Source organism: Anaerofustis sp. NSJ-163, from assembly GCF_024135845.1.
Lineage (GTDB): Bacteria > Bacillota > Clostridia > Eubacteriales > Anaerofustaceae > Anaerofustis > Anaerofustis butyriciformans.
The window spans coordinates 42396-63676 of the sequence record NZ_JAMYJV010000006.1; the positions used below are offsets into that span (position 1 = coordinate 42396).

Consider the following 21281-nt stretch of genomic DNA (forward strand, 5'->3'; position numbering starts at 1 on the left):
AAAAACAATGCAAAACAAAGAAGACAAACTTATAATCGGAGGAAAAGAATTTTCTTCAAGATTTATCCTAGGTTCAGGAAAATACGACTTAAACTTAATTGATGCGGCAATTAAATATGCCGACGCACAAATAATAACCCTTGCTTTAAGAAGAGCAAACACTGTAAAAGGAGAAAATATTCTTGATTTTATTCCAAAAGGAGTAACCCTTCTACCAAACACATCAGGAGCAAGAAACGCAAAAGAAGCCGTAAGAATAGCAAAGCTTGCAAGAGAACTTGGATGTGGAGACTTTATTAAAATAGAAGTTATACATGAATCAAAATATCTTTTACCTGATAATTACGAAACAATAAAAGCAACAGAAGAGTTAGCAAAAGAAGGATTTATTGTAATGCCTTATATGTATCCTGACTTAAACGCAGCAAGGGATATGGTAAATGCAGGAGCAGCATGTGTAATGCCATTAGCATCCCCTATTGGTTCAAACAAAGGACTTTCTACAAAAGAATTTATAAGAGTACTTATAAACGAAATAGATGTTCCGGTAATAGTTGATGCAGGTCTTGGAAGACCAAGTGAAGCTTGTGAAGTAATGGAAATGGGAGCAGATGCGGTAATGGTAAATACTGCAGTAGCAACAGCAAAAGATATTCCTCTAATGGCAAAAGCATTTAAAGATGCAATAAATGCCGGCAGAAATGCTTATCTTGCAGGTCTTGGAAGAGTTATAGAAGACGGAGCAGTTTCATCTTCTCCGCTAACAGGATTTTTAAGAGACTAAGGAGGCAGAAATGAAAAGCATCGAAGAAATGAGAAAAGTAAGTCATATGGAATATATGGAAGATATGGAACAAATACCTTCAGACATTATGGATAAAGTAATAAACGAAATAGAAAATACAAATTTTGATATATATACAAAAGAAGATGTAATAAGAGCTTTAAACAAAGACGAAAAATCAATAGAAGATTTTAAGGCTTTATTATCCCCTGAAGCTCTGCCTTTCCTTGAAGACATGGCAAAAGCTGCTACAAAAGAAACAAGAAAACATTTTGGGAACTCAATATATCTTTTTACTCCTCTTTATATATCAAACTACTGTGAAAACTATTGTATATACTGTGGATTTAACTGCTACAATAAAATTAAGAGAGCAAAACTTCCATATGAAGATATTGAAAAAGAAATGGAAGCAATAAGTAAAACAGGTATAGAAGAAATACTTATACTAACAGGCGAAAGCAGAAAAATGTCTGATGTTGAATACATAGGTAAAGCCTGCGAAATAGCAAAAAAATACTTTAAAAACGTAGGTATTGAAGTTTATCCTATGAATAGCGATGAATACAAATACTTACACGAACACGGTGCAGATTTTGTAACGGTATTCCAAGAAACATACAATTCAGATAAATATGAAACACTTCATTTAATGGGGCATAAAAGAATTTTCCCTTATAGATTTAATGCACAGGAAAGAGCCTTAATGGGTGGAATGAGAGGAGTTGCCTTTGCGGCATTGCTTGGTCTTGATGATTTTAGAAAAGACGCTCTTGCAACAGGACTTCATGCATATTATCTACAAAGAAAATATCCTCATGCAGAAATATCTTTCTCATGTCCTAGACTTAGACCTATAATAAACAACGACAAAATAAATCCAAAAGACGTACACGAACCACAACTTCTTCAAGTTATGTGTGCATATAGATTATTTATGCCTTTTGCAGGACTAACTATCTCAACAAGAGAAAGAGCAGGATTTAGGGATAATGTTCTTGGAATGTGTGCAACAAAAATATCGGCAGGAGTAAGTACGGGAATTGGAAGTCATACTGATGAAGTAGAAGAAGAAGGAGACGACCAATTTGAAATCAGCGATGCTAGAACTCTTGATGAAGTTTTAGACGCAATTAAAAATAGAGGTCTTCAACCCGTAATGAATGATTATGTATACTTATCATAATTTAATATGTATCACAAACAGACATTTATGCAATATAGATTTTTATAAGAGAATAGAACAAATATGTAAAAAAAATCCTAAAGCTATAGTTTTAAGGGAAAAAGACTTAAAAGAAGATGAATATAAAATACTTGCTATGGAAGTAATAAAAATATGTGATAAATACAGCACAGATATAATACTTCATAATTTCATTGATACAGCAATATCCTTAAATCAAAAGAAAATACATCTTCCTCTTTGGAAAGCAAAAGAGGAAAAAGAAAAGCTTAAATATTTTGATGTTATTGGAATTTCAACACACAGCACTAATGAAGCAATAGAAGCTAAAAATCTTGGCGCAACCTATATAACAGCAGGACATATTTTTGAAACGGACTGTAAAAAAGGTCTTAAAGGTAGAGGGCTAGACTTTTTAAAAGAAGTAACGGAATGTGTCGATATTCCAGTATATGCAATAGGTGGAATTAATAAAGAAAATATTGATAAAGTTATTGATATGGGGGCAAAAGGTGCTTGTATAATGTCTGGATTTATGGAAGGGAAAATATAAAACTGTCTTTTTAGACAGTTTTTTTATTATTTATAACACTTTAATTTATTATTTTAGTTATATCAATTATAATAAATAATAAAATTGATAAATTAATATTATAATGTAAAAAAATAAGGTGATTAAGATGTTACTTAAACAAATATATTATTTTACAAAAATTGTTCAAACTGGAAGCTTTACTTTAGCAGCAGAAGAATGCTATATATCTCAGTCTGCAATATCTCAACAAATTAAAGCTTTAGAATCAGAACTAGGAGTTGAACTTTTAAAAAGAAAAAACAGAGGTTTTTCTTTAACAAGTGCTGGAAAATACTTCTATAAAGAAGGACTTATCCTTCTAGAAAAAGCTGAAGAAATAAAACAAGAAACTATAGCTATTGCAAAAAATAAGAGAAACTATATAAATTTCGGGTATCTAAATAATTATGAAGGTGACAGATTAAAAAAAGCAATTATTAAATTTACATCAATTTATCCTAACACTGATTTAAATTTAATAAGCGGAAACCATGAAGATTTATATGAAAATTTAAGGGATGGTAAAGTTGATATAGTATTAAATGATCAAAGAAGAGCTTTTAGTGATAACTATGTAAATCAATATTTATTTTCAAACAAATATTTTATTGAAGTTTCTAAAACACATCCTTTATCAAATAATGAATTTGTAACAATGCAAGATTTAAAACCTTATACCTGTATTATAATTTCATCTCAAAAGCAGGAAAATAACGAGCAGCTTTTTTATAAAGATATTCTTAATTTTAAGGGAGAAACTATATTTGCAAAGAATAAAGATGAAAGCAAACTATTTATATCCGCCAATAGAGGTTTTAGGTTATGTGAAAAAGAAAATAAAGAAAATAATAATTTAAAAACAATTCCACTGTTTAAAGATAATAAACAAATGGAAATAAAATATTATGCTTTCTGGAAAAAAGACAATAAAAAGTATGATTTAATTGAAGATTTTGCAAAAATGCTACTTAACTAAATCGTAATACGAATCATATGTTCACATAAGTTTTACTTATGATGGTGATATAAAACTTGAATTGCTCCTTTAATAATAAAAATATAAAATATTATTAAAGGAGATGAAGAAAATGAAAAAAGATGTTGTTATTTTAACTGGTGCCGGTCAAATAGGTATGGCAATTGCAAGAAGAGTAGGCTTTGGAAAGAAAATAATTATTGCTGACAAAAATAAAAAAAATGCTGATAATATATCAAACATAATGAATAATGCAGGTTTTGATACTGTATCAAAACAAATGGATTTAGCTTTAAGAAGTTCTATTATTGATATTATTAATTATGCGAAATCATTTGGTGAAATAACTATGCTTATTAATGCCGCAGGAGTATCCCCTTCTCAAGCATCAATAGAAACAATTTTAAAAGTAGATTTATACGGAACCGCCGTGTTATTAGAAGAAGTTGGGAAAGAAATAAAACAAGGTGGATGTGGGGTAACAATATCCTCTCAATCTGGACACAGACTACCAGCATTAACAAAAGAAGAAGATGAGCTACTTGCAACAACACCTACTGAAGAATTATTAAATTTAGATATATTTAAAAATATAAAAGATACACTTCATGCATACCAAATGGCAAAACGATGTAATGTAAAAAGAGTTATGGCAGAAGCTGTAAAATGGGGAGAAAGAAATGCCAGAATAAATTCAATTTCACCAGGAATAATAGTCACTCCTTTAGCAATTGATGAATTCAATGGTGAAAGAGGAGAATTTTATAAAAACATGTTTAAAAACTGCCCTGCAAGACGTCCTGGAACAGCAGATGAAATTGCAAATATAGCTAAACTTCTTTTAAGCGATGAAGGTGCATTTATTACAGGAAGTGACTTTTTAGTTGATGGAGGAGCAACCGCATCATATTTTTATGGACCTTTAAAACAATAAAAAAACAGCTGATTATTCAGCTGTTTTTTCTATTAGATAGTTCTTTTCTTTTAATGCATTTTCAACAAGATCCAATACTTCTTCGCTGTCACTTTCCACTGTATGATAATGATAATTTGAAGTAGTATTTTTAAGGGGCGCAGATTTACCTTTGTTTATCCCATCAATAAAGTTCATTACATCTCTTCTGGAAGAAACATCAAGCTTTGCTGTTAACTTTCCGTAAACTTTATGATTTACAAACACATCTAAAACTCTTGCTCCAAGGTCTACAATAGTATTAAGTTCATCTATTATTTCATCATCGCTGTGATAGACCTTAAAAACTCTTTTAAAAGTGTTTCCTCCGTTTATGATATAACCTCTGTGTGTAGAAATAATATCGTTATTTTCGGCTCTAAGGAGCGCTATATCCTGAACTATAACCTGCCTGCTGACATTTAGCTTTTTTGCTAACGCACTGCCTGAAACCGGCTCCATATTATATTTAATTATATTTAAAATTTCTTTCCTTCTGGTTTTTGCATCCATTGTTTTATCCTTTATAAAGCTCTTAAATTTTTCATAGACAAATCAAGAATTTTTGCCGAATGAGTAAGAGCACCGCTTGAAATATAATCAACCCCAATATCAGTTAAATTTTTTATATTTTCTTTTGTTACATTTCCGGAACACTCTGTTTCGGCTTTCCCCTTACACATCTTTACAGCTTCTATCATATCATCTTTTTGCATATTATCAAGCATTATTATATCAGCTCCTGCATCTAAGGCTTCCTTTAACATATCCAAATTTTCAACTTCAACTTCAATTTTTCTTACAAAAGGAGCATATTCTTTTGCCATAATAACAGCTTCTTTAACTCCTCCAGCTGCTGCAATATGATTATCTTTTAAAAGTATACCATCTGAAAGATTGTATCTATGATTATACCCTCCTCCGACTTTAACGGAATATTTTTCAAATATTCTCATATTCGGAGTTGTTTTTCTCGTATCTAAAAGTTTTGTTTTTGTTCCTTTTAGCATTGATGCGACTTTATTTGTATAAGTTGCAATACCGCTCATTCTTTGAAGATAATTAAGTGCTGTCCTCTCCCCTGAAAGAAGAACTCTTATATCTCCCGTAATTTTACCTATAAGTTGTTTATTCTTTACTTCTTGTCCATCTTTTACATAAAATTCAACTTTTGTATCTTCATCTAAAAGTTCAAAAGTTCTTTTAAAAACATCAAGTCCGGCAATAATCCCATCTTCTTTACATATAAGCTCAACTTCACCTTTTTTATATTCTTTCATTACGGCATTTGTAGTTATATCTTCACTTGTTATATCTTCTCTTAAAGCCTGCATGATGAGACTATCCATATTTAATTTCATACTAATTTGCTCTTTCATGTTCTTTCTTGTTCCTTTCGACTTCTTTAAGCACCTTTTCTTTATATTGTTGTTTTAATGAAGTATAATCCTTGTAATTATCTAAATTGATATTTATATCAATTTTATTTAATTTTTCATCCTTTTCGGTTATTTCCTTTGCTGCTCTTTTGGCAAAAACTAAACTTTCAAGCAAGGAATTACTTGCAAGTCTGTTCTTTCCATGAACTCCGTTACAGCTTGTTTCTCCTACTGCATATAAATGTTCCATAGACGTTTTTGAATTATAATCCACCTTTATTCCTCCCATAAAATAATGCTGAGACGGAACAACGGGAATAGGCTCTTTTGTAACGTCATAACCTTCTTCAAGGCAATGTTTATAGATATTTGGAAAATGTTTTTTTATTACCTCTTTATCTATCGGTTTCATTGATAGCCATACATAAGGCATATTATCCTTTTTCATTTGTTTTAAAATTTCTTTTGAAAGAAGATCTCTTGGTAAAAGTTCATTTGCAAATCTTTCCATGTTTTTATTTAAAAGAATTGCTCCTTCCCCTCTTACTGATTCGGAAATCAAAAATCTTCTTCCTTTCTTCTTAGAATAAAGAGTGGTTGGATGAATTTGAATATAATCAATATTCTTAAGTTCTATTCCCCTGTTAATTGCAATGGCTATTGCATCAGCTGTAATGTGAGGAAAATTTGTGGAGTTATCATAAAGCCCTCCAATTCCTCCACAAGCAAATACAGTATAATCTGCATTTACAAGAAAAACTTCATTTTCTTCATTTCTTGCTACAATACCATAACATACATTATCTTTTGAAATAACATCAACCATTGTAACATGTTCCATTATTGTTATGTTTTCTCTTTTTTCTGCTTCTAAAAGCAGCTTAGATGTAATTTCTTTTCCCGTTGTGTCTTCATGAAATAATATTCTTTTGGAAGAATGAGCACCTTCTCTTGTATATATATAATGATTACCTTCTTTTGCAAAATCTACATTATATTTTTCCAAATCTTTTAATATATCAACAGAAGATCTTATCATTATATCAACGGACCTTTTATCATTTTCATAGTGCCCGGCTTTCATTGTATCTTCAAAATAATTGTCATAATCATCTTCACTTTTTAAAACACACATTCCGCCTTGAGCTAAAAATGAGTCACTGTTTTTCGCTTCATCTTTAGTTATTATAATTATATTTTTATCTTTAGGTAAATTAAGTGCAGCAAAAAGTCCTGCCGCACCTGTACCCACAATTACTATATCAGTTTTCATTATCTCTTCCTTATTTCCCAAGTTCAAGCATTTTTTCCAAAGGTAAATATGCTTCCTTCATTAAATTTTCATCTAATACTACTTCACCACTGCCATTTTCAAGACAGTTAAGTATTTTATCAAGAGTAATTTTTTTCATATCAGGACAAATTTGTTCACATGAAATAGTATAGAATTTTTTATCTTTATTCTTTTCTTTTAACTCATATAAAACACCGGTTTCTGTTACTACAATAAATTCATTACATGAAGAATTTGTGGCATAATCAATAATACCGGCTGTACTGCCTATGTAATCAGCAAGTTTTAATACATCTTCCGTGCATTCAGGATGAACCAAAACTTCAGCATTTTCATGAAGCTCTTTTGCTTTTAATAAACTTTCTTTATCCATTTTTTTATGTATAGGACAATATCCGTCATTTAAAATAATGTTTTTATCTTTTACTTTTTCTGATACATATCTTCCTAAATTTTCATCAGGTATAAAGAAAATATTTTTATTTGGCAAACTTTCAACAATTTTCAATGCATTTGAAGATGTTACACATACATCAGAGTGTGATTTTAATTTTGCACTTGAGTTTACATAACATACAACTGCCAAATCATCGTATTCCTTTTTCATTTGTTCTATTTTTTCTACACTTGCCATATGTGCCATAGGGCAATCTGCACTTTCATCAGGCATTAAAACCTTTTTATTTGGATTAAGTATCTTTGCACTCTCTCCCATAAAAGATACTCCGCAGAATACTATTACGTCTTCTTTTATTTTTGTTGCCACTTTTGCAAGATAAAATGAATCTCCAACATAATCTGCAATTCTTTGTATTTCATCATCCACATAATAATGTGCCAATATAACTGCATTTTTTTCTTTTTTTAATTTCTCGATTTTACTAATAACTGTATCTCCCATTTTATACTCCTTAATTGACTTGTCACATATTATAGCACTAAACTTTACATATGACAAGACAGTTGTAAATAATATTAAAAATACTTTATTACTATTAGAAAAAAACAAATTTTATTATATAATTATGGTAGACTTTTTATATTAAAATATGTTACCATAGGCTAACATAATACAATTTAAGGAGAGTTATATGCTATTACATTCTTTAGAACATGCTTTTACCGACAGCATTAAAATATTTCCGTTCTTACTTATTACATATATAATACTTGAATTTATTGAACATAAAACAGAAGATAAATTTAATAAGATAATTGAAAAAGCAGGTATATTCGGCCCAATTTTAGGAGCTTTGCTTGGAGCAATACCACAATGTGGATTTTCAACTGCCGCATCAAATTTTTACGCAGGAAGAATAATTTCCCTTGGTACCTTAATTGCAATCTTTTTATCAACATCAGATGAAATGCTTCCTATAATGATTGCAAGTGCTGCTCCTATTTCTTTAATACTTAAGATAATTTTTTCAAAAGTAGTAATCGGAATATTTTTTGGGTTAATAATAGATATATTACTTAGAAAATCAGACATAGATCATAAAGTTAATATGGGACACAGTAATAACCATATGCATGATGATTGCAAAGAAGAAGAAAGTTTTTTGTTTTCTGCAATTAAACACACTATAAATATTTTTATTTTCATATTTATATTTACATTTGTACTAAATATTTTTATTGAATTTATTGGAGAAGAAAATCTTTCAAACATTATTTTAAATAAACCTGTAATAGGTTCATTAATAGCAGGAATTGTAGGACTTATACCTAACTGTGCAGGTTCAGTAATAATAACAAATTTATATTTAAGTGGAGGACTCGGCTTTGGAGCCATGATGTCAGGATTACTGGTAAGTGCAGGAGTTGGTCTTTTGGTTTTATTTAAGGTTAACAAGGACAGAAAAGAAAACATTAAAATTCTTATTCTTCTCTATCTAATAGGTTCACTTTGTGGAATAATAATTGATTTATTTTCAAACTTTATATAAAAAAGGTATATCAAATTGATATATCTTTTTATTTATAGTGTAAATATAAATTTCTGTGTTATTACAACTTCAGTAAAAACAAGAGAAAGAGCTAAAAGAATATATATTAATCGCTGTAGAATTCTTCTTGTGTTTCTATGCAATATGCCGCCAACTTTCCTCCATATACACAACCGCAATCTATGGCAATATGTCCATTTTGTTTGTATATATGAGGTTTTCTGTCATCATTAATTAACATAGTGGGAGTATGTCCGCTTATAAAAAAAGTATTTTCATCTTCAAGATATCTTTTTGAATAGTCACTTCTTCCTTCTATATAATCGAATATTTCATATTCACCGATTTCTTTATCTTTATCAAAATTTTCAAGTCCGGCATGAGTAAGAATATAATGTTTATTGTCATGATATATTTCTTCATATAAACTTGCATTTTCTATATAATCAGCCAATTGTATCTTTTCTTCTTTACTCATCTTTTTAAATTCATTCATTGTTATTTTCCCGCCACTTTCGCTCCATGCAAAATATAAATCAATATCTCCAGAAGATAAATTTTTCTTATCTTTATCTTTTAAATCCTTATCAAATTTTTTTATCATTTCATAAAAAAGAAAATCATGATTTCCTAAAAGATAGATAACATTTTTCCTATTCATTATATCTTTAAATACATCCATTGGTTTTGGTCCTCTGTCCACTACATCACCTAAAATATATAATGTATCTTTCTCTTTCAAGTTTATTTTATTAATTAAATTCATATATTCATCATAACAACCATGTATATCACTTATTATATATCTCATAAAAACCCTCTGATTTTATTTTATATAGTAATTTTATCATAAAATATAAATTTATAATGTTTTATAATATTAATTTTTTTTAATAAAAAAACACCCTTAATAAAGGGTGTTTTAATTTCGCTTCACTTAAATTACATCATTGGAGGTGTCATTTGAGGAGCGTTGTCTTCTGATTTAATATCAGCAACACTAGCTTCTGTTGTAAGGAACATAGCACTTACACTTGCAGCATTTTGCATAGCTGATCTTGTTACTTTAGTTGGGTCTACGATACCTGCTTCAACCATGTCTTTATATTCAAAGTTAAATGCATCGAAACCTTTACCTTTTTCTTCATTTAATAATTTATCAACTACTACACTACCTTCAACACCTGCGTTAAATGCGATTTGTCTAAGTGGAGCTTCAACAGCTTTTCTGATAATTGCAGCACCTGTTTTTTCATCTCCTTCTAGAGAGTTTACAAGTTCGTCTAATGCTGGAATTGTAGAAATCATTGCGCTACCACCACCAGGAACGATACCTTCTTCTACAGCTGCTCTTGTAGCATTAAGAGCATCTTCGATTCTGTATTTCTTTTCTTTCATTTCTGTTTCTGTTGCAGCACCTACTTGAATTACTGCTACACCGCCAGAAAGTTTAGCAAGTCTTTCTTGTAATTTTTCTTTGTCATATTCTGAAGTTGTTTCAGGAATTTGAGCTTTAATTTGATTTCTTCTGTCTTCGATTTTTTCTGGGTCCCCATGACCTTCAACGATGATTGTGTTTTCTTTATCAACTCTGATTTGTGTTGCTCTACCAAGCATATCAAGAGTTGTAGATTTAAGATCCATACCTAAATCATCACTTATTACTGTACCACCTGTTAAAATTGCTAAATCATCAAGCATAGCTTTTCTTCTATCACCAAATCCAGGAGCTTTTACTGCTACACAGTTAATTACGCCTCTAAGTTTATTTACAATTAATGTAGAAAGAGCTTCGCCTTCGATATCATCAGCAATGATAAGTAAGTTACCTGCAGCTTGTTGTAATTCTGTTAATAAAGGTAAGATTTCTTGCATATTGCTGATTTTTTTATCTGTTAATAAGATGTATGGTTTGTCATATACACATTCCATTTTTTCTACATCTGTTGCCATGTATGCTGATAAATAACCTCTGTCAAATTGCATACCTTCTGTGAATTCAAGTTCAACTTTCATTGACTTTCCTTCTTCGATTGTAATAACACCGTCATTACCAACTTTTTCCATAGCTTCTGAAATAAGTTCACCTACTGTTTCATCAGCTGAAGAAATAGCTGCTACTTGAGCAATAGCTTTTTTACCTTCAACAGGTTTAGAAATTTTCTTAAGTTCTTCAACGAATTTATCTACTGCTTTTTCGATACCTTTTTTAAGTACCATTGGGTTTGCTCCTGCTGCAACGTTTTTAAGACCTTCTCCGATAATTGCTTGAGCAAGTACAGTTGCTGTTGTTGTTCCGTCCCCTGCTGCATCGTTTGTGTTTGTTGCAACTTCTTTTACAAGTTGTGCACCCATATTTTCAAAGTTATCTTCAAGTTCGATTTCTCTTGCAATTGTTACACCATCATTTGTAATGATTGGAGAACCAAAGCTTTTACCAAGAACAACATTTCTTCCTCTTGGTCCTAATGTTACTTTAACTGTATCAGCTAATTTATCAACTCCGGCTTTTAAACCTTCTCTTGCTTCAATTCCGTATTTAATTTCTTTTGCCATTTTATATCACCTTTCCTTATCTACTAATTATTAAAATTATTTAACAATAGCTAAAATATCGTTTTGTCTTAAAATAAGATATTCTTCGCCTTCTAATTTTACTTCTGAGCCTGCATATTTTGAATAAATAACAGTATCTCCTTCTTTTACGTCTAAAGCAACTTTTTTACCATCTACGATTTCACCTGTACCAACAGCGATTACTTCACCCATAACAGGTTTTTCTTTTGCTGTATCAGGTAAAATGATACCTGTTGCTGTTTTATTTTCTTCTTCTTTTACTTTTATTACGACTTTGTCGCCAAGTGGTTGTAATTTCATGATTAACTCACGCCTCCTAAAATATATTTTATATTAGTTATAATCAATCTCGTTAGCACTCCTCTTCTCTGAGTGCTAATAGTATTTTAGCACACTTATATATATTGTCAATAGTATTTATAAAAAAAATTAATTATCTTTTAAAATTTTTCTCTAATTTAATGTTAAAGATAATTATAAAAAAAGAACCGAGAAATTAAAATTCTCTCGGCTCTGAATTTAAAATATATTCTCTTTTTACTCTTTTGTTTATACAACATAAAAGCTCATAAGGAATTGTTTCACATAATATAGCTAAATCTGAAACACTTATATTTTCTCCAAATATTTCAACGCTATCTCCTATGTTTATGTCTGCATCCATAGGAATTTCAAGCATTGTCATATCCATACATACGTTTCCTATTACACTACATTCATATTTACCATTAACAAGAACCTTTCCTTTGTTTGAAAGCTTTCTGTTATATCCGTCTGCATACCCTACACACATTACGGCAACTCTTGTTTTTTTATCAGCTGTAAAAGTTCTTCCATAACCTATGGTTTCTCCTTTTTCCACTGTAAAAATATTGCTTATGCTTGTGTGAAAAGACATAACAGGTTTATAAGGATTAATCTCGGGTTTAATCTCTGAAGGATAAATTCCATAAAGAACAATACCAGCTCTTACACCATCAAGATAATATTCATCTAAATCAGTTATCGCGGCAGAATTTGCTATGTGTTTTATTTTTATGTCAAAGCCATATTCTTTAGCTTTATTTATTGCATATTCAAATATTTCATATTGCATTTTGCTATAAGTTTTATCAACTTCGTCACTTGTTGCAAAATGAGAAAAAATTCCTTCAAATTCAAGATTTGTAAGCTCCTTTAAAGCGGCAAAAGCACTGTCAATTTCATGCTTTTTAAATCCAAGTCTGTTCATGCCTGTATTAATTTTAATATGTACCCTTGCTTTTGTATTGTTTTTTAAAGCTTCTTCATTTAATTTCTTTGCAAAATCAAGATTGTATATTGCAGGAATAATATTATTTTCTAAAATTTTATTAATCTTTCTATCCGGAACATAACCAAGTATTAATATATCACTGTCAATACCATACTCTCTTAGACACATAGCTTCATACACACTGGAAACAGCAAATAAATCAGCTCCTTCTTCCATTAGAACTTTTGCACATATTTCTGCACCGTGTCCGTATGCATCAGCTTTAATTACAGGTATTACTTTTTTATCTCCAACTTTATTTTTTATTACTCTGTAATTATTAATTAAATTATCTAAATTTATCTTTACACCCGTTTGAAATCTTTCCATTTTCAAATTACTCCATAATATTCATTTTTTGATAAAATTTTACAAAATATAATGAATTTGTTATCTTTTCTACAAATTTATACACATATCAACAGACTTATCCACAGTTTTCCACAATTATTCACATTTAAAAGTACTTATTTTAAGGGATTTTGTCTATTTTATACACATGAATTATCAACAATTTTATTATATTTTACATTGATGATGTTTAAAAATCCACAAAAAATGTTGATAATTTTTATTACATTTTTATTAACTTTTTAACTATATATTACAATTTTAAGTCAGGATTTGCATTTAAAATCAGACTGTCTTTTTTGTTATTTATATAATTAAAATATCCACTACATCCAATCATTGCAGCATTGTCCGTACAATAAACTTTATCAGGAATAAATAATTCTATGCCTTCTTCTTCGCATCGTTTTTTTAGTTCATTTCTCAGCATATCGTTACAAAGAACTCCACCACCGACACAAAGTGTCTTCATATTTTCTTTTTTCAGTGCTAACATTGTTTTATTTACTATTGTATCTACAACACATCTGTTAAAGCTTGCACAAACATTGTCTATGTTAATCTCTTCATTTTTCATTTTCTTACTATTTAAATAGTTAAGTACCGCACTTTTTAGTCCACTAAAACTAAAATCAAGATTATCCTTACCCATCATAACAATAGGAAAATCAATGCTGTGTTCATCTCCTTGTTTTGCATGCTTATCTATTTGAACTCCTCCCGGATAAGAAAGTCCAAGGCTTCTTGCAACCTTATCAAAAGCTTCCCCCGCAGCATCATCTTTAGTAGAACCAAGAAGTTCGAAATCAGTATAGCTATTAACCTTTGTTATATTTGTGTGTCCTCCGCTTGCCGTTAAACATACAAAAGGAGGTTTTGCACCCATAAGAAAACTTGCGCTTATATGCCCTGCCATATGGTTTACACCAACTAAGTCTTTATTTAAACTAAAAGCAAGAGCTTTTGCATAAGATAAACCTATAAGTAAAGCTCCAACAAGCCCTGGTCCTGTGGTAACGCTTATAAAATCAATATCATCAAAAGTTACACCTGCATCTGATAGTGCTTTATCTACAACACTTGAAATCTTCATTAAATGATTTCTAGATGCAATTTCCGGAACAACCCCTCCGTAAACTTTATGAATATCAATTTGTGTATGAATTACGTTTGACCTAACTTTTATACCGTCTTCAACAACTGCAACACTTGTTTCGTCACAGGAAGTTTCAATCGCTAAAGTTAAAATACTACTCATCTTCTTTATCCTCTTTTTTATTTATATCTTCAGTTTCTTCTTGTTTTTCATTATCATCATTTTCTTTTAGAGTTTCTTCTCTTTTTCTCATTGCTTCTTCAAATTTTCTGCTTTTCATTTGTTCAAATTTTTGTTTAGTTCTGATTATATCTTCTCTGCTGTCATTAATACTCATTAGTGTTATATATTCTGTCTTTTCCCTTTTCATTTGGAAACGCAAATATAGTGAAACAAGCATTACAATGCTTCCTATTCCTATTAAATTAAATACAAATATAATAAGTGAACTTAATATACCTATAGACAAAAATTCCAATGCAAGCAGAATAAACACACCAGTAAGCATTTTACTAGATAATTTTTGACCTTTTACAAAAAGTCCGCCAATAACAAGAGCCGTTGGAATAGTTGCAATATAAGTTAAGTTAAAATATAAACTTAACAAATGAAGCGCAACCGGAATGCCGACAACTGTCATTATTAATATAAACATAAGAGGAGTTATTACAAGCATTGTAAGAGCCCCCATGCTTAAACATTTTAAAATATTTCTTCTTGCAAATATCTCTACTTTTAAAGCACTTATAGGGAATAATTTTATAAGAATTAAGCCTATGATTAAAATTGTTATCTTGCTTAAATTATTATAATATCCAAGAAAATCTGCAAACACACTGCTATCAGAAGTCGTAATGCTTTGAGGAATATTAAGACCTAAATCTTTTTTTTCTACTCCTCCTTTTATCTTGCTTTCTTTTGTCTTAACTATAGGATTTTCACTTTCATATATAAGTTTACCTTCTATCTCAGCTTCTTTTCCTATTACAAGTTCATTACATCCAACCTTAACATCACCATTTATTTTACTGTTAATTGTTACGCTATCCCCAACAATAAAAACATTTCCGTTAACAGTTCCTTTTAAAAGAACATCATCCACAAATACATTTACATCTTCTTTTATAAATGTTTTTTCGTTTGTAATTAATTTATCTCCATATACAATTAAATCACCGTTTATTGTAGCATTATTTAGATATAAATTATTATAAAAGCCTATTAAATCTTTATTGATTGTACCTGTAGAATTAAATTCAGGTGAAAATGATATAACACTTCCATCAATGTATCCCTTATTTTCCATATTGCTTGTAAGTGCTATTACATTACCGTTTATCTTTCCTTCATTTACTATATTTGTATAAACTCCCATAAAAATGGATTTATCATATGTATCTTTTTTATTTAATGAAAAAAAGGTTCTTGTTGTATTTGTTTTTTTTTCTTCTGTCCCATCAGTTTTTGATGCAGCAAGAATAAATGAAGGCACCATACAAAGTACCAATATAATTAATATAAAAATATTTATCTTATTCTTAAATTTTTTTGTCATTATATCTCCCCAAAATTATTCTTCAAATCGCCACATTATATAAGCATCTTCATGATTATCCGCATAATAATTTTTTCTTTTTCCGTAAATTTTAAATCCAGCACTTTCATATAAATTTATTGCAGGCTCATTAGATTCCCTAACTTCCAAAGTCATTTCATTAATGCCTTTTTTTAATGCGTGCTTTATAAGGATAAGCAAAAGATCCTTTCCATACCCTTTTCCTCTTCTGTTTTCCTTTATACCCATTGTCGTAATATGCCCTTGCCCGACAATATCCTGATAACCTCCAAAAGCTATAAGCTCATCTTTATCATAAAAAACTATATAATAACTTTTATCGTTTATAAGCTCTGAAAAAATAGAATTATCAGACCATGGATTTGCAAAACAACCTTTTTCAAACTCAATTATATCTTCTATATCGGTAATTACCGCTTCTCTTACCAAAATACTCATATTATACTCTTTTATTCTTTTCCAATCTTTGTTCTTCAGCTGCAGAAGGTCTTATATAATTCGGCAAGAAATTGTCATAACGGTAAATATTTTTATTTTCCTTTAAATGTTCTTTTGCTACTATACAAACACCGCTTGCCTTTGGAAGATAATTATAAGTAGTGGCAAATATAGCTTTATCTTTAAGTTTTTCCTTAATTTTATCTTTATATTTTATTATCCCGTCTCCAGCAAATAAAACCCTATCAAAGTCTTCTGCCTTTGAAATAACCTCTTCAATATTTTTTATTCCATCTTCATACTTAGCTGATAATTTAGAATCTTTTTCAATAAACATATTAAAATAAGTATCATTTCTTTGTGCATCAAAAATAACAAAAATAACATCATTTAGTCCTTTTACATTGTTTGCACAAGCTTCCAAAGAAGAAACAGAAATAATAGGCTTATTTTTTGTTTGAGAAAATGCCTTAACTGTAGCTGCCGCTATTCTAAGTCCCGTAAAAGACCCAGGACCATTGCCTACAGCAAAATAATCAATATCATCAATAGTAAGTCTTACGTCTTCAAGAAGATGTTTTATCATAGGAAGAAGTTTTTCAGAATGTTTAAGTTTATACGCAGTATATTCTTCTCCAAGTATTCTATCATCTTCCAAAATTGCAACGCTTGCCGCAACCGTTGAAGTATCTATTGCAAGTATTCTACACATACATTTCCTCCAATTTATCTATAATATCTTTAGACTCTTCATCTAAAGCTTTTATATTTATATTTCTTTCATTAAAATCATTTGTTGATTTTTCTATATTTACAATAATACCGCTATAATCAAGTTCATCCATTATCATGTCTGCCCACTCAATTATCATTTTATGTTTTTTATAAATATCATAAAATCCTATATAATCAAGTTCGCTTATATCTTCAATTCTATAAGCATCCATATGATAAAGAATATTAACGCCATCTTTATATTCGTTTATTATGGTATATGTTGGAGAAGAAAATTCTGATATTAATCCAAGACTTTTAGCAATACCTTTGCTAAGCTGAGTTTTACCGCTTGCCATTTCTCCAATCAAATAAACAGTCGTATTATCCTTTAAAAGTTTCCCTATATTTTCTCCAAGTTTCGTAGTTTCAATATCATTTTTTGTTACTAAATTCATAAACTTTTCCTATTCTATTTTAAACTTAAAGTATATTATATCAAAAAATAATATATTAATAAATATATAACGCATATTTCATAAATAAAAAAGAAGCGGTTAACCGCTTCTTTAAATTGATATTTTATTCAAATTCTATTAATAATTGACCGGCTTTTACATTGTCAAGTTCTTGAACCAATACGTCTTTTATTACACCGTCACATGGAGCAACAACTTCAGTTTCCATCTTCATTGCTTCAACAACACATACAGATTGGTTTTTCTTAACTTCTTCTCCGATTGCAACATTTACTTTAATTACAGAACCAGGAATTGGAGAACCTATATGTTTTTCATTTTTAGGATCAGCCATTTCAATTATTTTATCAGTTGTTTGATTAACCACAAAGTTTGGATCATTTACATATAAAACTCTTCTGAAGCCGTCAACTTCATAAACCATTCTTCTTGTTCCGTCAGGATGAGTATTACCGATTCTTACAAGTTTAATTACATGACTCTTACCTTCACCAAAGAATATTTCTGTTTCTTCGCCTAGTGCTAGCCCTGTAAAGAAAGCATCTGAAGGCATATAAGTTAAATCACCATAATCTTCTTTGAATTTTAGATAATCTTTATAAACTTTTTTATAAAGTGCTGCAGAAAGAACTTGTTTTTCATTTAATTCCATACCGAATTCTTCTCTAAATTCTTCTCTTATCTTATCGAAGTCTTCATCTGGAAGAAGTTCACCTGGACGTTTTGTAATATATTCTGCACCTTTAAGAACAACTTCTCTTAATTTTTCATCAAAGCCCCATTCAGGTTGACCAATCATTCCTTTAAAGAAATCTACAACACTGTCTGGGAATGCTAAGTCTTTTCCTTTTTCATAGATATTTTCTTTATCTAAATCATTTTGTAGCATAAAAATTGCAAAGTCACCTACAACTTTTGATGTTGGAGTTACTTTGATTATATCACCAAGAAGTTCATTTGCTTGTTTATATTTTTCAAGAACATCTGTAAATCTATGTCCAAGTCCGAAACTTTCAACTTGAGATTTAAGGTTACTGTATTGTCCTCCGGGAACTTCATATTTATAAATTTGAGTTGTTCCTGTTTTTAAGCCTGATTCAAATCCTGTATAGTATTTTCTTGCTTTTTCATAGTAGTCACTTACGATTTGAATTTCATCTAAATTAATATTACTTTGTCTTGGAGTATATTCAAGACCTGCAACTATTGCTTCAAGAGAAGGTTGTGATGTAGTTCCACTCATTGAAGAAAGAGCACCTTCTACAATATCTACTCCTGCGGCACTTGCCATTAACATACTTGAAACACCGTTTCCTGCTGTATCATGAGTATGGAAATGAATTGGAATATTTACTTCATCTTTTAATGCTTTTGCAAGTTTCATTGCTGCAGCAGGTTTTAATAAGCCTGACATATCCTTAATTGCAAGAATATGCGCACCCATTGCTTCAACTTCTTTTGCTTTTTTAATGTAGTAATCCAATGTATATTTAGTTTTGTTTTTATCTAATATATCTCCAGAATAACAAATTGCAACTTCTGCAACTTTTCCAAGTTTTAATACTTCTTCAACAGAAGGTTTAATTTGATCTAACCAGTTAAGAGCATCAAACACTCTAAATACATCAACACCGCTTTTTGCACTTTGTTTGATAAATTCTTTAATTACATTATCAGGATAGTTTTTATATCCTACGGCGTTTGAACCTCTAAGAAGCATTTGGAATAAGATATTTGGAATCATTTCTCTTAATAATTCCAGTCTTGCCCATGGAGATTCTTTTAAGAAACGATAAGATGTATCAAATGTTGCTCCACCCCATACTTCAAGAGCATAAACATCTTTTTCATAGCGGCTTACGCTTTCTGCTATTTTCAAGAAATCAACGGTTCTCATTCTTGTTGCAAATAAAGATTGTTGCGCATCACGCATAGTTGTATCCATGAATAAAAGCTGTTTTTGATCTTTTATCCATTTTACAAGTCCGTCAGGACCTTGTTCATCAAGAATTTGTTTTGTTCCTCTAAGAGCAGGCATGTCTTTAAATCTAGGAACTTCTATTTTTGGTATAATTTCTTTATTTTGATTATCATGTTTTAATGTTGTTTCAGATAAATATGTAAGAACTTTTGCAAGTTGATCATCAAATTTTTCAATATTGAAAAGTTCAGGATGATCTTCAATAAAGTTTGTATTACATATTCCTTTCTTAAAGTCAGGATGTTTTAAAACATTGATAAGGAAGTCTTTGTTTGTAGAAACACCTTCGATTTCGTGTTCCTTTAAAGTTCTTATCATTTTCTTTCTTGCTTTGTCAAAGTCTCTTGCATATGTTGTTGTTTTAACAAGAAGACTGTCAAAGTAAGGTGTTATTTCAGAACCGGCAAAACCATTACCACCGTCAAGTCTTACCCCTGGACCTGCACCTGTTTTGTATATTGTAATTTTACCTGTATCTGGCATAAAGTTATTTAATACATTTTCTGTTGTAACCCTACATTCAATTGCCGCACCACTCATTTTTATATCATCTTGAGATTGAATGTTTATTTCTTCATCTGTAAGTTTATATCCTTCGGCAATTAAAATTTGAGCTTGAACCAAGTCTACATTTGTTACAAGTTCTGTAACAGTATGTTCAACTTGGATTCTTGGGTTAACTTCCATAAAATAATGTTTTTCATTTTCATCAACCAAGAATTCAACTGTACCTGCATTTGTATATCCAACGTGTTTTGCAAGGTTTACTGATTCTTCACAAATTGCTCTTCTTGTTTCTTCACTAATTGATTGTGAAGGTGAAAATTCAATAATTTTTTGATGTCTTCTTTGAATAGAACAGTCTCTTTCAAAAAGATGAACAATATGCCCGTATTCATCGGCTAAGATTTGAGCTTCAACGTGTCTTGGAGAACGAACATATTTTTCAATAAAAACTTCTCCATTGTTAAAAGCTTTTTTTGCTTCTCTTACGGCAGATTCAAATTGACCTTTTAAATCTTCTTCCCTTTCACAAACTCTCATACCTCTTCCACCGCCGCCGGCACTGGCTTTTATTATAACAGGGTATCCGATTTTTGCACTAATGTCTTTTGCTTCTTCAACCGTATCTACTTTTATACCATCAAGAACACTAACTCCGGCTTCTATCGCTGCATTTTTGGCATTAACTTTATTTCCAAGAAGTTCGATAACTTTTGAATTTGGTCCGATAAATTTAATACCGGCCTTTTCACATTCTGCCGCAAATTCAGGATTTTCTGATAAAAATCCATATCCTGGATGTATTGCATCAATATTTTTAGCCTTTGCAAGTTCAATTATTGCTTCTATGTTTAAATAGGCGTCCGTTGGTGAATTGGTACCTTTAATTAGATAAGCCTCATCTGCTTTACTTCTAAAAAGTGATAATTTGTCTTCTTCGCAGTAAATACAAATAGCTTTCATTCCAAGTTCTTGTACCGCTCTTATTATTCTAATTGCAATTTCACCACGGTTTGCGATTAAAACTCTTTTAAAATTTTTCATCATGCCCTCCTCTTTCCATATATTCTAAATATTATACTAAATTTTCTTAATTTTTAAAAGACTTTTTATACCATTATTATAAAAAAATATATATTTATTAATTTTTTGTAATATTTATGCATAAATTATCTAA

The 21281-nt window shown here is 30.1% G+C and carries 20 protein-coding genes; 6 read left to right on the plus strand and 14 right to left on the minus strand.

From position 1 onward, the window contains the following. Nucleotides 1–7 precede the first annotated feature (7 nt). From M6G78_RS08700 to M6G78_RS08720, 5 genes are all read left to right on the plus strand, one after another. A complete protein-coding gene (locus M6G78_RS08700) occupies nt 8–784 on the plus strand; it encodes a thiazole synthase (protein ID WP_138268180.1) in 777 nt (258 codons plus the stop codon). A gap of 10 nt (nt 785–794) precedes the next feature. Then, complete coding sequence (gene thiH / locus M6G78_RS08705; RefSeq protein WP_138268181.1) at nt 795–1970, plus strand: 2-iminoacetate synthase ThiH; 1176 nt, start codon at nt 795–797, stop codon at nt 1968–1970. Beyond that, entirely contained in the window at nt 1954–2523 is a 570-nt protein-coding gene (locus M6G78_RS08710; protein ID WP_138268182.1) for a thiamine phosphate synthase, read from the plus strand. Before thiH ends, M6G78_RS08710 begins: the two co-directional genes overlap by 17 nt. Before the next feature lie 127 nt (nt 2524–2650). Further along, entirely contained in the window at nt 2651–3520 is an 870-nt protein-coding gene (locus M6G78_RS08715) for a LysR family transcriptional regulator (RefSeq protein WP_138268183.1), read from the plus strand. Between the two features lie 112 nt (nt 3521–3632). Continuing rightward, nucleotides 3633–4454, plus strand: coding sequence for an SDR family oxidoreductase (locus tag M6G78_RS08720; protein ID WP_138268184.1), 822 nt, complete (start codon nt 3633–3635; stop codon nt 4452–4454). 12 nt (nt 4455–4466) lie between these two features. Here the strand turns inward: M6G78_RS08720 and M6G78_RS08725 are convergent, their stop codons facing one another. From M6G78_RS08725 to nadA, 4 genes are read right to left on the minus strand one after another with little or no spacing between them, the layout of a single operon-like run. Further along, nucleotides 4467–4985, minus strand: coding sequence for a transcription repressor NadR (locus M6G78_RS08725; RefSeq protein ID WP_253230182.1), 519 nt, complete (start codon nt 4983–4985; stop codon nt 4467–4469). Between the two features lie 11 nt (nt 4986–4996). Continuing rightward, a complete protein-coding gene (gene nadC, locus M6G78_RS08730; RefSeq protein WP_371922837.1) occupies nt 4997–5851 on the minus strand; it encodes a carboxylating nicotinate-nucleotide diphosphorylase in 855 nt (284 codons plus the stop codon). After that, nucleotides 5835–7124, minus strand: a complete 1290-nt coding sequence (locus M6G78_RS08735) for an L-aspartate oxidase (RefSeq protein ID WP_253230184.1) — start codon at nt 7122–7124, stop codon at nt 5835–5837. The genes nadC and M6G78_RS08735 overlap by 17 nt, the downstream gene beginning before the upstream one ends. Before the next feature lie 10 nt (nt 7125–7134). Then, nucleotides 7135–8046, minus strand: coding sequence for a quinolinate synthase NadA (gene nadA, locus M6G78_RS08740; RefSeq protein ID WP_253230185.1), 912 nt, complete (start codon nt 8044–8046; stop codon nt 7135–7137). Between the two features lie 190 nt (nt 8047–8236). Here nadA and M6G78_RS08745 point away from each other — a divergent pair, with 190 nt between their 5' ends. Then, on the plus strand, nt 8237–9094 hold the full coding sequence (locus M6G78_RS08745; protein WP_253230186.1) for a putative manganese transporter: 858 nt from the start codon (nt 8237–8239) through the stop codon (nt 9092–9094). Nucleotides 9095–9200: 106 nt separating this feature from the next. On the opposite strand, the gene M6G78_RS08750 is transcribed toward M6G78_RS08745, so the two are convergent. From M6G78_RS08750 to M6G78_RS08795, 10 genes are all read right to left on the minus strand, one after another. Beyond that, complete coding sequence (locus M6G78_RS08750; protein WP_253230187.1) at nt 9201–9905, minus strand: metallophosphoesterase; 705 nt, start codon at nt 9903–9905, stop codon at nt 9201–9203. 131 nt (nt 9906–10036) lie between these two features. Beyond that, entirely contained in the window at nt 10037–11650 is a 1614-nt protein-coding gene (gene groL, locus M6G78_RS08755; protein WP_138268191.1) for a chaperonin GroEL, read from the minus strand. Nucleotides 11651–11686: 36 nt separating this feature from the next. Beyond that, nucleotides 11687–11971 carry a co-chaperone GroES gene (gene groES / locus M6G78_RS08760; RefSeq protein WP_138268192.1) on the minus strand — a complete coding sequence of 95 codons (285 nt, stop codon included), beginning with the start codon at nt 11969–11971 and terminating at the stop codon, nt 11687–11689. 196 nt (nt 11972–12167) lie between these two features. Then, nucleotides 12168–13295: an alanine racemase gene (gene alr, locus M6G78_RS08765; RefSeq protein ID WP_138268193.1), complete on the minus strand. Its 1128-nt coding sequence runs from the start codon at nt 13293–13295 to the stop codon at nt 12168–12170. A gap of 274 nt (nt 13296–13569) precedes the next feature. Continuing rightward, nucleotides 13570–14574, minus strand: coding sequence for a tRNA (adenosine(37)-N6)-threonylcarbamoyltransferase complex transferase subunit TsaD (gene tsaD / locus M6G78_RS08770; protein ID WP_138268194.1), 1005 nt, complete (start codon nt 14572–14574; stop codon nt 13570–13572). Continuing rightward, complete coding sequence (locus M6G78_RS08775; RefSeq protein WP_138268195.1) at nt 14567–15967, minus strand: hypothetical protein; 1401 nt, start codon at nt 15965–15967, stop codon at nt 14567–14569. Before M6G78_RS08775 ends, tsaD begins: the two co-directional genes overlap by 8 nt. Before the next feature lie 15 nt (nt 15968–15982). Beyond that, a complete protein-coding gene (rimI, locus tag M6G78_RS08780) occupies nt 15983–16426 on the minus strand; it encodes a ribosomal protein S18-alanine N-acetyltransferase (protein WP_138268196.1) in 444 nt (147 codons plus the stop codon). Between the two features lies 1 nt (nt 16427). Next, nucleotides 16428–17138: a tRNA (adenosine(37)-N6)-threonylcarbamoyltransferase complex dimerization subunit type 1 TsaB gene (tsaB, locus tag M6G78_RS08785; RefSeq protein WP_253230188.1), complete on the minus strand. Its 711-nt coding sequence runs from the start codon at nt 17136–17138 to the stop codon at nt 16428–16430. Beyond that, complete coding sequence (tsaE, locus tag M6G78_RS08790) at nt 17131–17598, minus strand: tRNA (adenosine(37)-N6)-threonylcarbamoyltransferase complex ATPase subunit type 1 TsaE (protein WP_138268198.1); 468 nt, start codon at nt 17596–17598, stop codon at nt 17131–17133. Before tsaE ends, tsaB begins: the two co-directional genes overlap by 8 nt. A 124-nt stretch (nt 17599–17722) precedes the next feature. After that, a complete protein-coding gene (locus M6G78_RS08795) occupies nt 17723–21148 on the minus strand; it encodes a pyruvate carboxylase (protein WP_138268199.1) in 3426 nt (1141 codons plus the stop codon). Nucleotides 21149–21281 lie beyond the last annotated feature (133 nt).

Bases quoted from the DNA above. Each gene is read 5' to 3' on its own strand.
- M6G78_RS08700 (WP_138268180.1), top strand. From the start codon at position 8: ATGCAAAACAAAGAAGACAAACTTATAATCGGAGGAAAAGAATTTTCT.
- thiH (WP_138268181.1), top strand. From the start codon at position 795: ATGAAAAGCATCGAAGAAATGAGAAAAGTAAGTCATATGGAATATATG.
- M6G78_RS08710 (WP_138268182.1), top strand. From the start codon at position 1,954: ATGTATACTTATCATAATTTAATATGTATCACAAACAGACATTTATGC.
- M6G78_RS08715 (WP_138268183.1), top strand. From the start codon at position 2,651: ATGTTACTTAAACAAATATATTATTTTACAAAAATTGTTCAAACTGGA.
- M6G78_RS08720 (WP_138268184.1), top strand. From the start codon at position 3,633: ATGAAAAAAGATGTTGTTATTTTAACTGGTGCCGGTCAAATAGGTATG.
- M6G78_RS08725 (WP_253230182.1), bottom strand. From the start codon at position 4,985: ATGGATGCAAAAACCAGAAGGAAAGAAATTTTAAATATAATTAAATAT.
- nadC (WP_371922837.1), bottom strand. From the start codon at position 5,851: ATGAAAGAGCAAATTAGTATGAAATTAAATATGGATAGTCTCATCATG.
- M6G78_RS08735 (WP_253230184.1), bottom strand. From the start codon at position 7,124: ATGAAAACTGATATAGTAATTGTGGGTACAGGTGCGGCAGGACTTTTT.
- nadA (WP_253230185.1), bottom strand. From the start codon at position 8,046: ATGGGAGATACAGTTATTAGTAAAATCGAGAAATTAAAAAAAGAAAAA.
- M6G78_RS08745 (WP_253230186.1), top strand. From the start codon at position 8,237: ATGCTATTACATTCTTTAGAACATGCTTTTACCGACAGCATTAAAATA.
- M6G78_RS08750 (WP_253230187.1), bottom strand. From the start codon at position 9,905: ATGAGATATATAATAAGTGATATACATGGTTGTTATGATGAATATATG.
- groL (WP_138268191.1), bottom strand. From the start codon at position 11,650: ATGGCAAAAGAAATTAAATACGGAATTGAAGCAAGAGAAGGTTTAAAA.
- groES (WP_138268192.1), bottom strand. From the start codon at position 11,971: ATGAAATTACAACCACTTGGCGACAAAGTCGTAATAAAAGTAAAAGAA.
- alr (WP_138268193.1), bottom strand. From the start codon at position 13,295: ATGGAAAGATTTCAAACGGGTGTAAAGATAAATTTAGATAATTTAATT.
- tsaD (WP_138268194.1), bottom strand. From the start codon at position 14,574: ATGAGTAGTATTTTAACTTTAGCGATTGAAACTTCCTGTGACGAAACA.
- M6G78_RS08775 (WP_138268195.1), bottom strand. From the start codon at position 15,967: ATGACAAAAAAATTTAAGAATAAGATAAATATTTTTATATTAATTATA.
- rimI (WP_138268196.1), bottom strand. From the start codon at position 16,426: ATGAGTATTTTGGTAAGAGAAGCGGTAATTACCGATATAGAAGATATA.
- tsaB (WP_253230188.1), bottom strand. From the start codon at position 17,138: ATGTGTAGAATACTTGCAATAGATACTTCAACGGTTGCGGCAAGCGTT.
- tsaE (WP_138268198.1), bottom strand. From the start codon at position 17,598: ATGAATTTAGTAACAAAAAATGATATTGAAACTACGAAACTTGGAGAA.
- M6G78_RS08795 (WP_138268199.1), bottom strand. From the start codon at position 21,148: ATGAAAAATTTTAAAAGAGTTTTAATCGCAAACCGTGGTGAAATTGCA.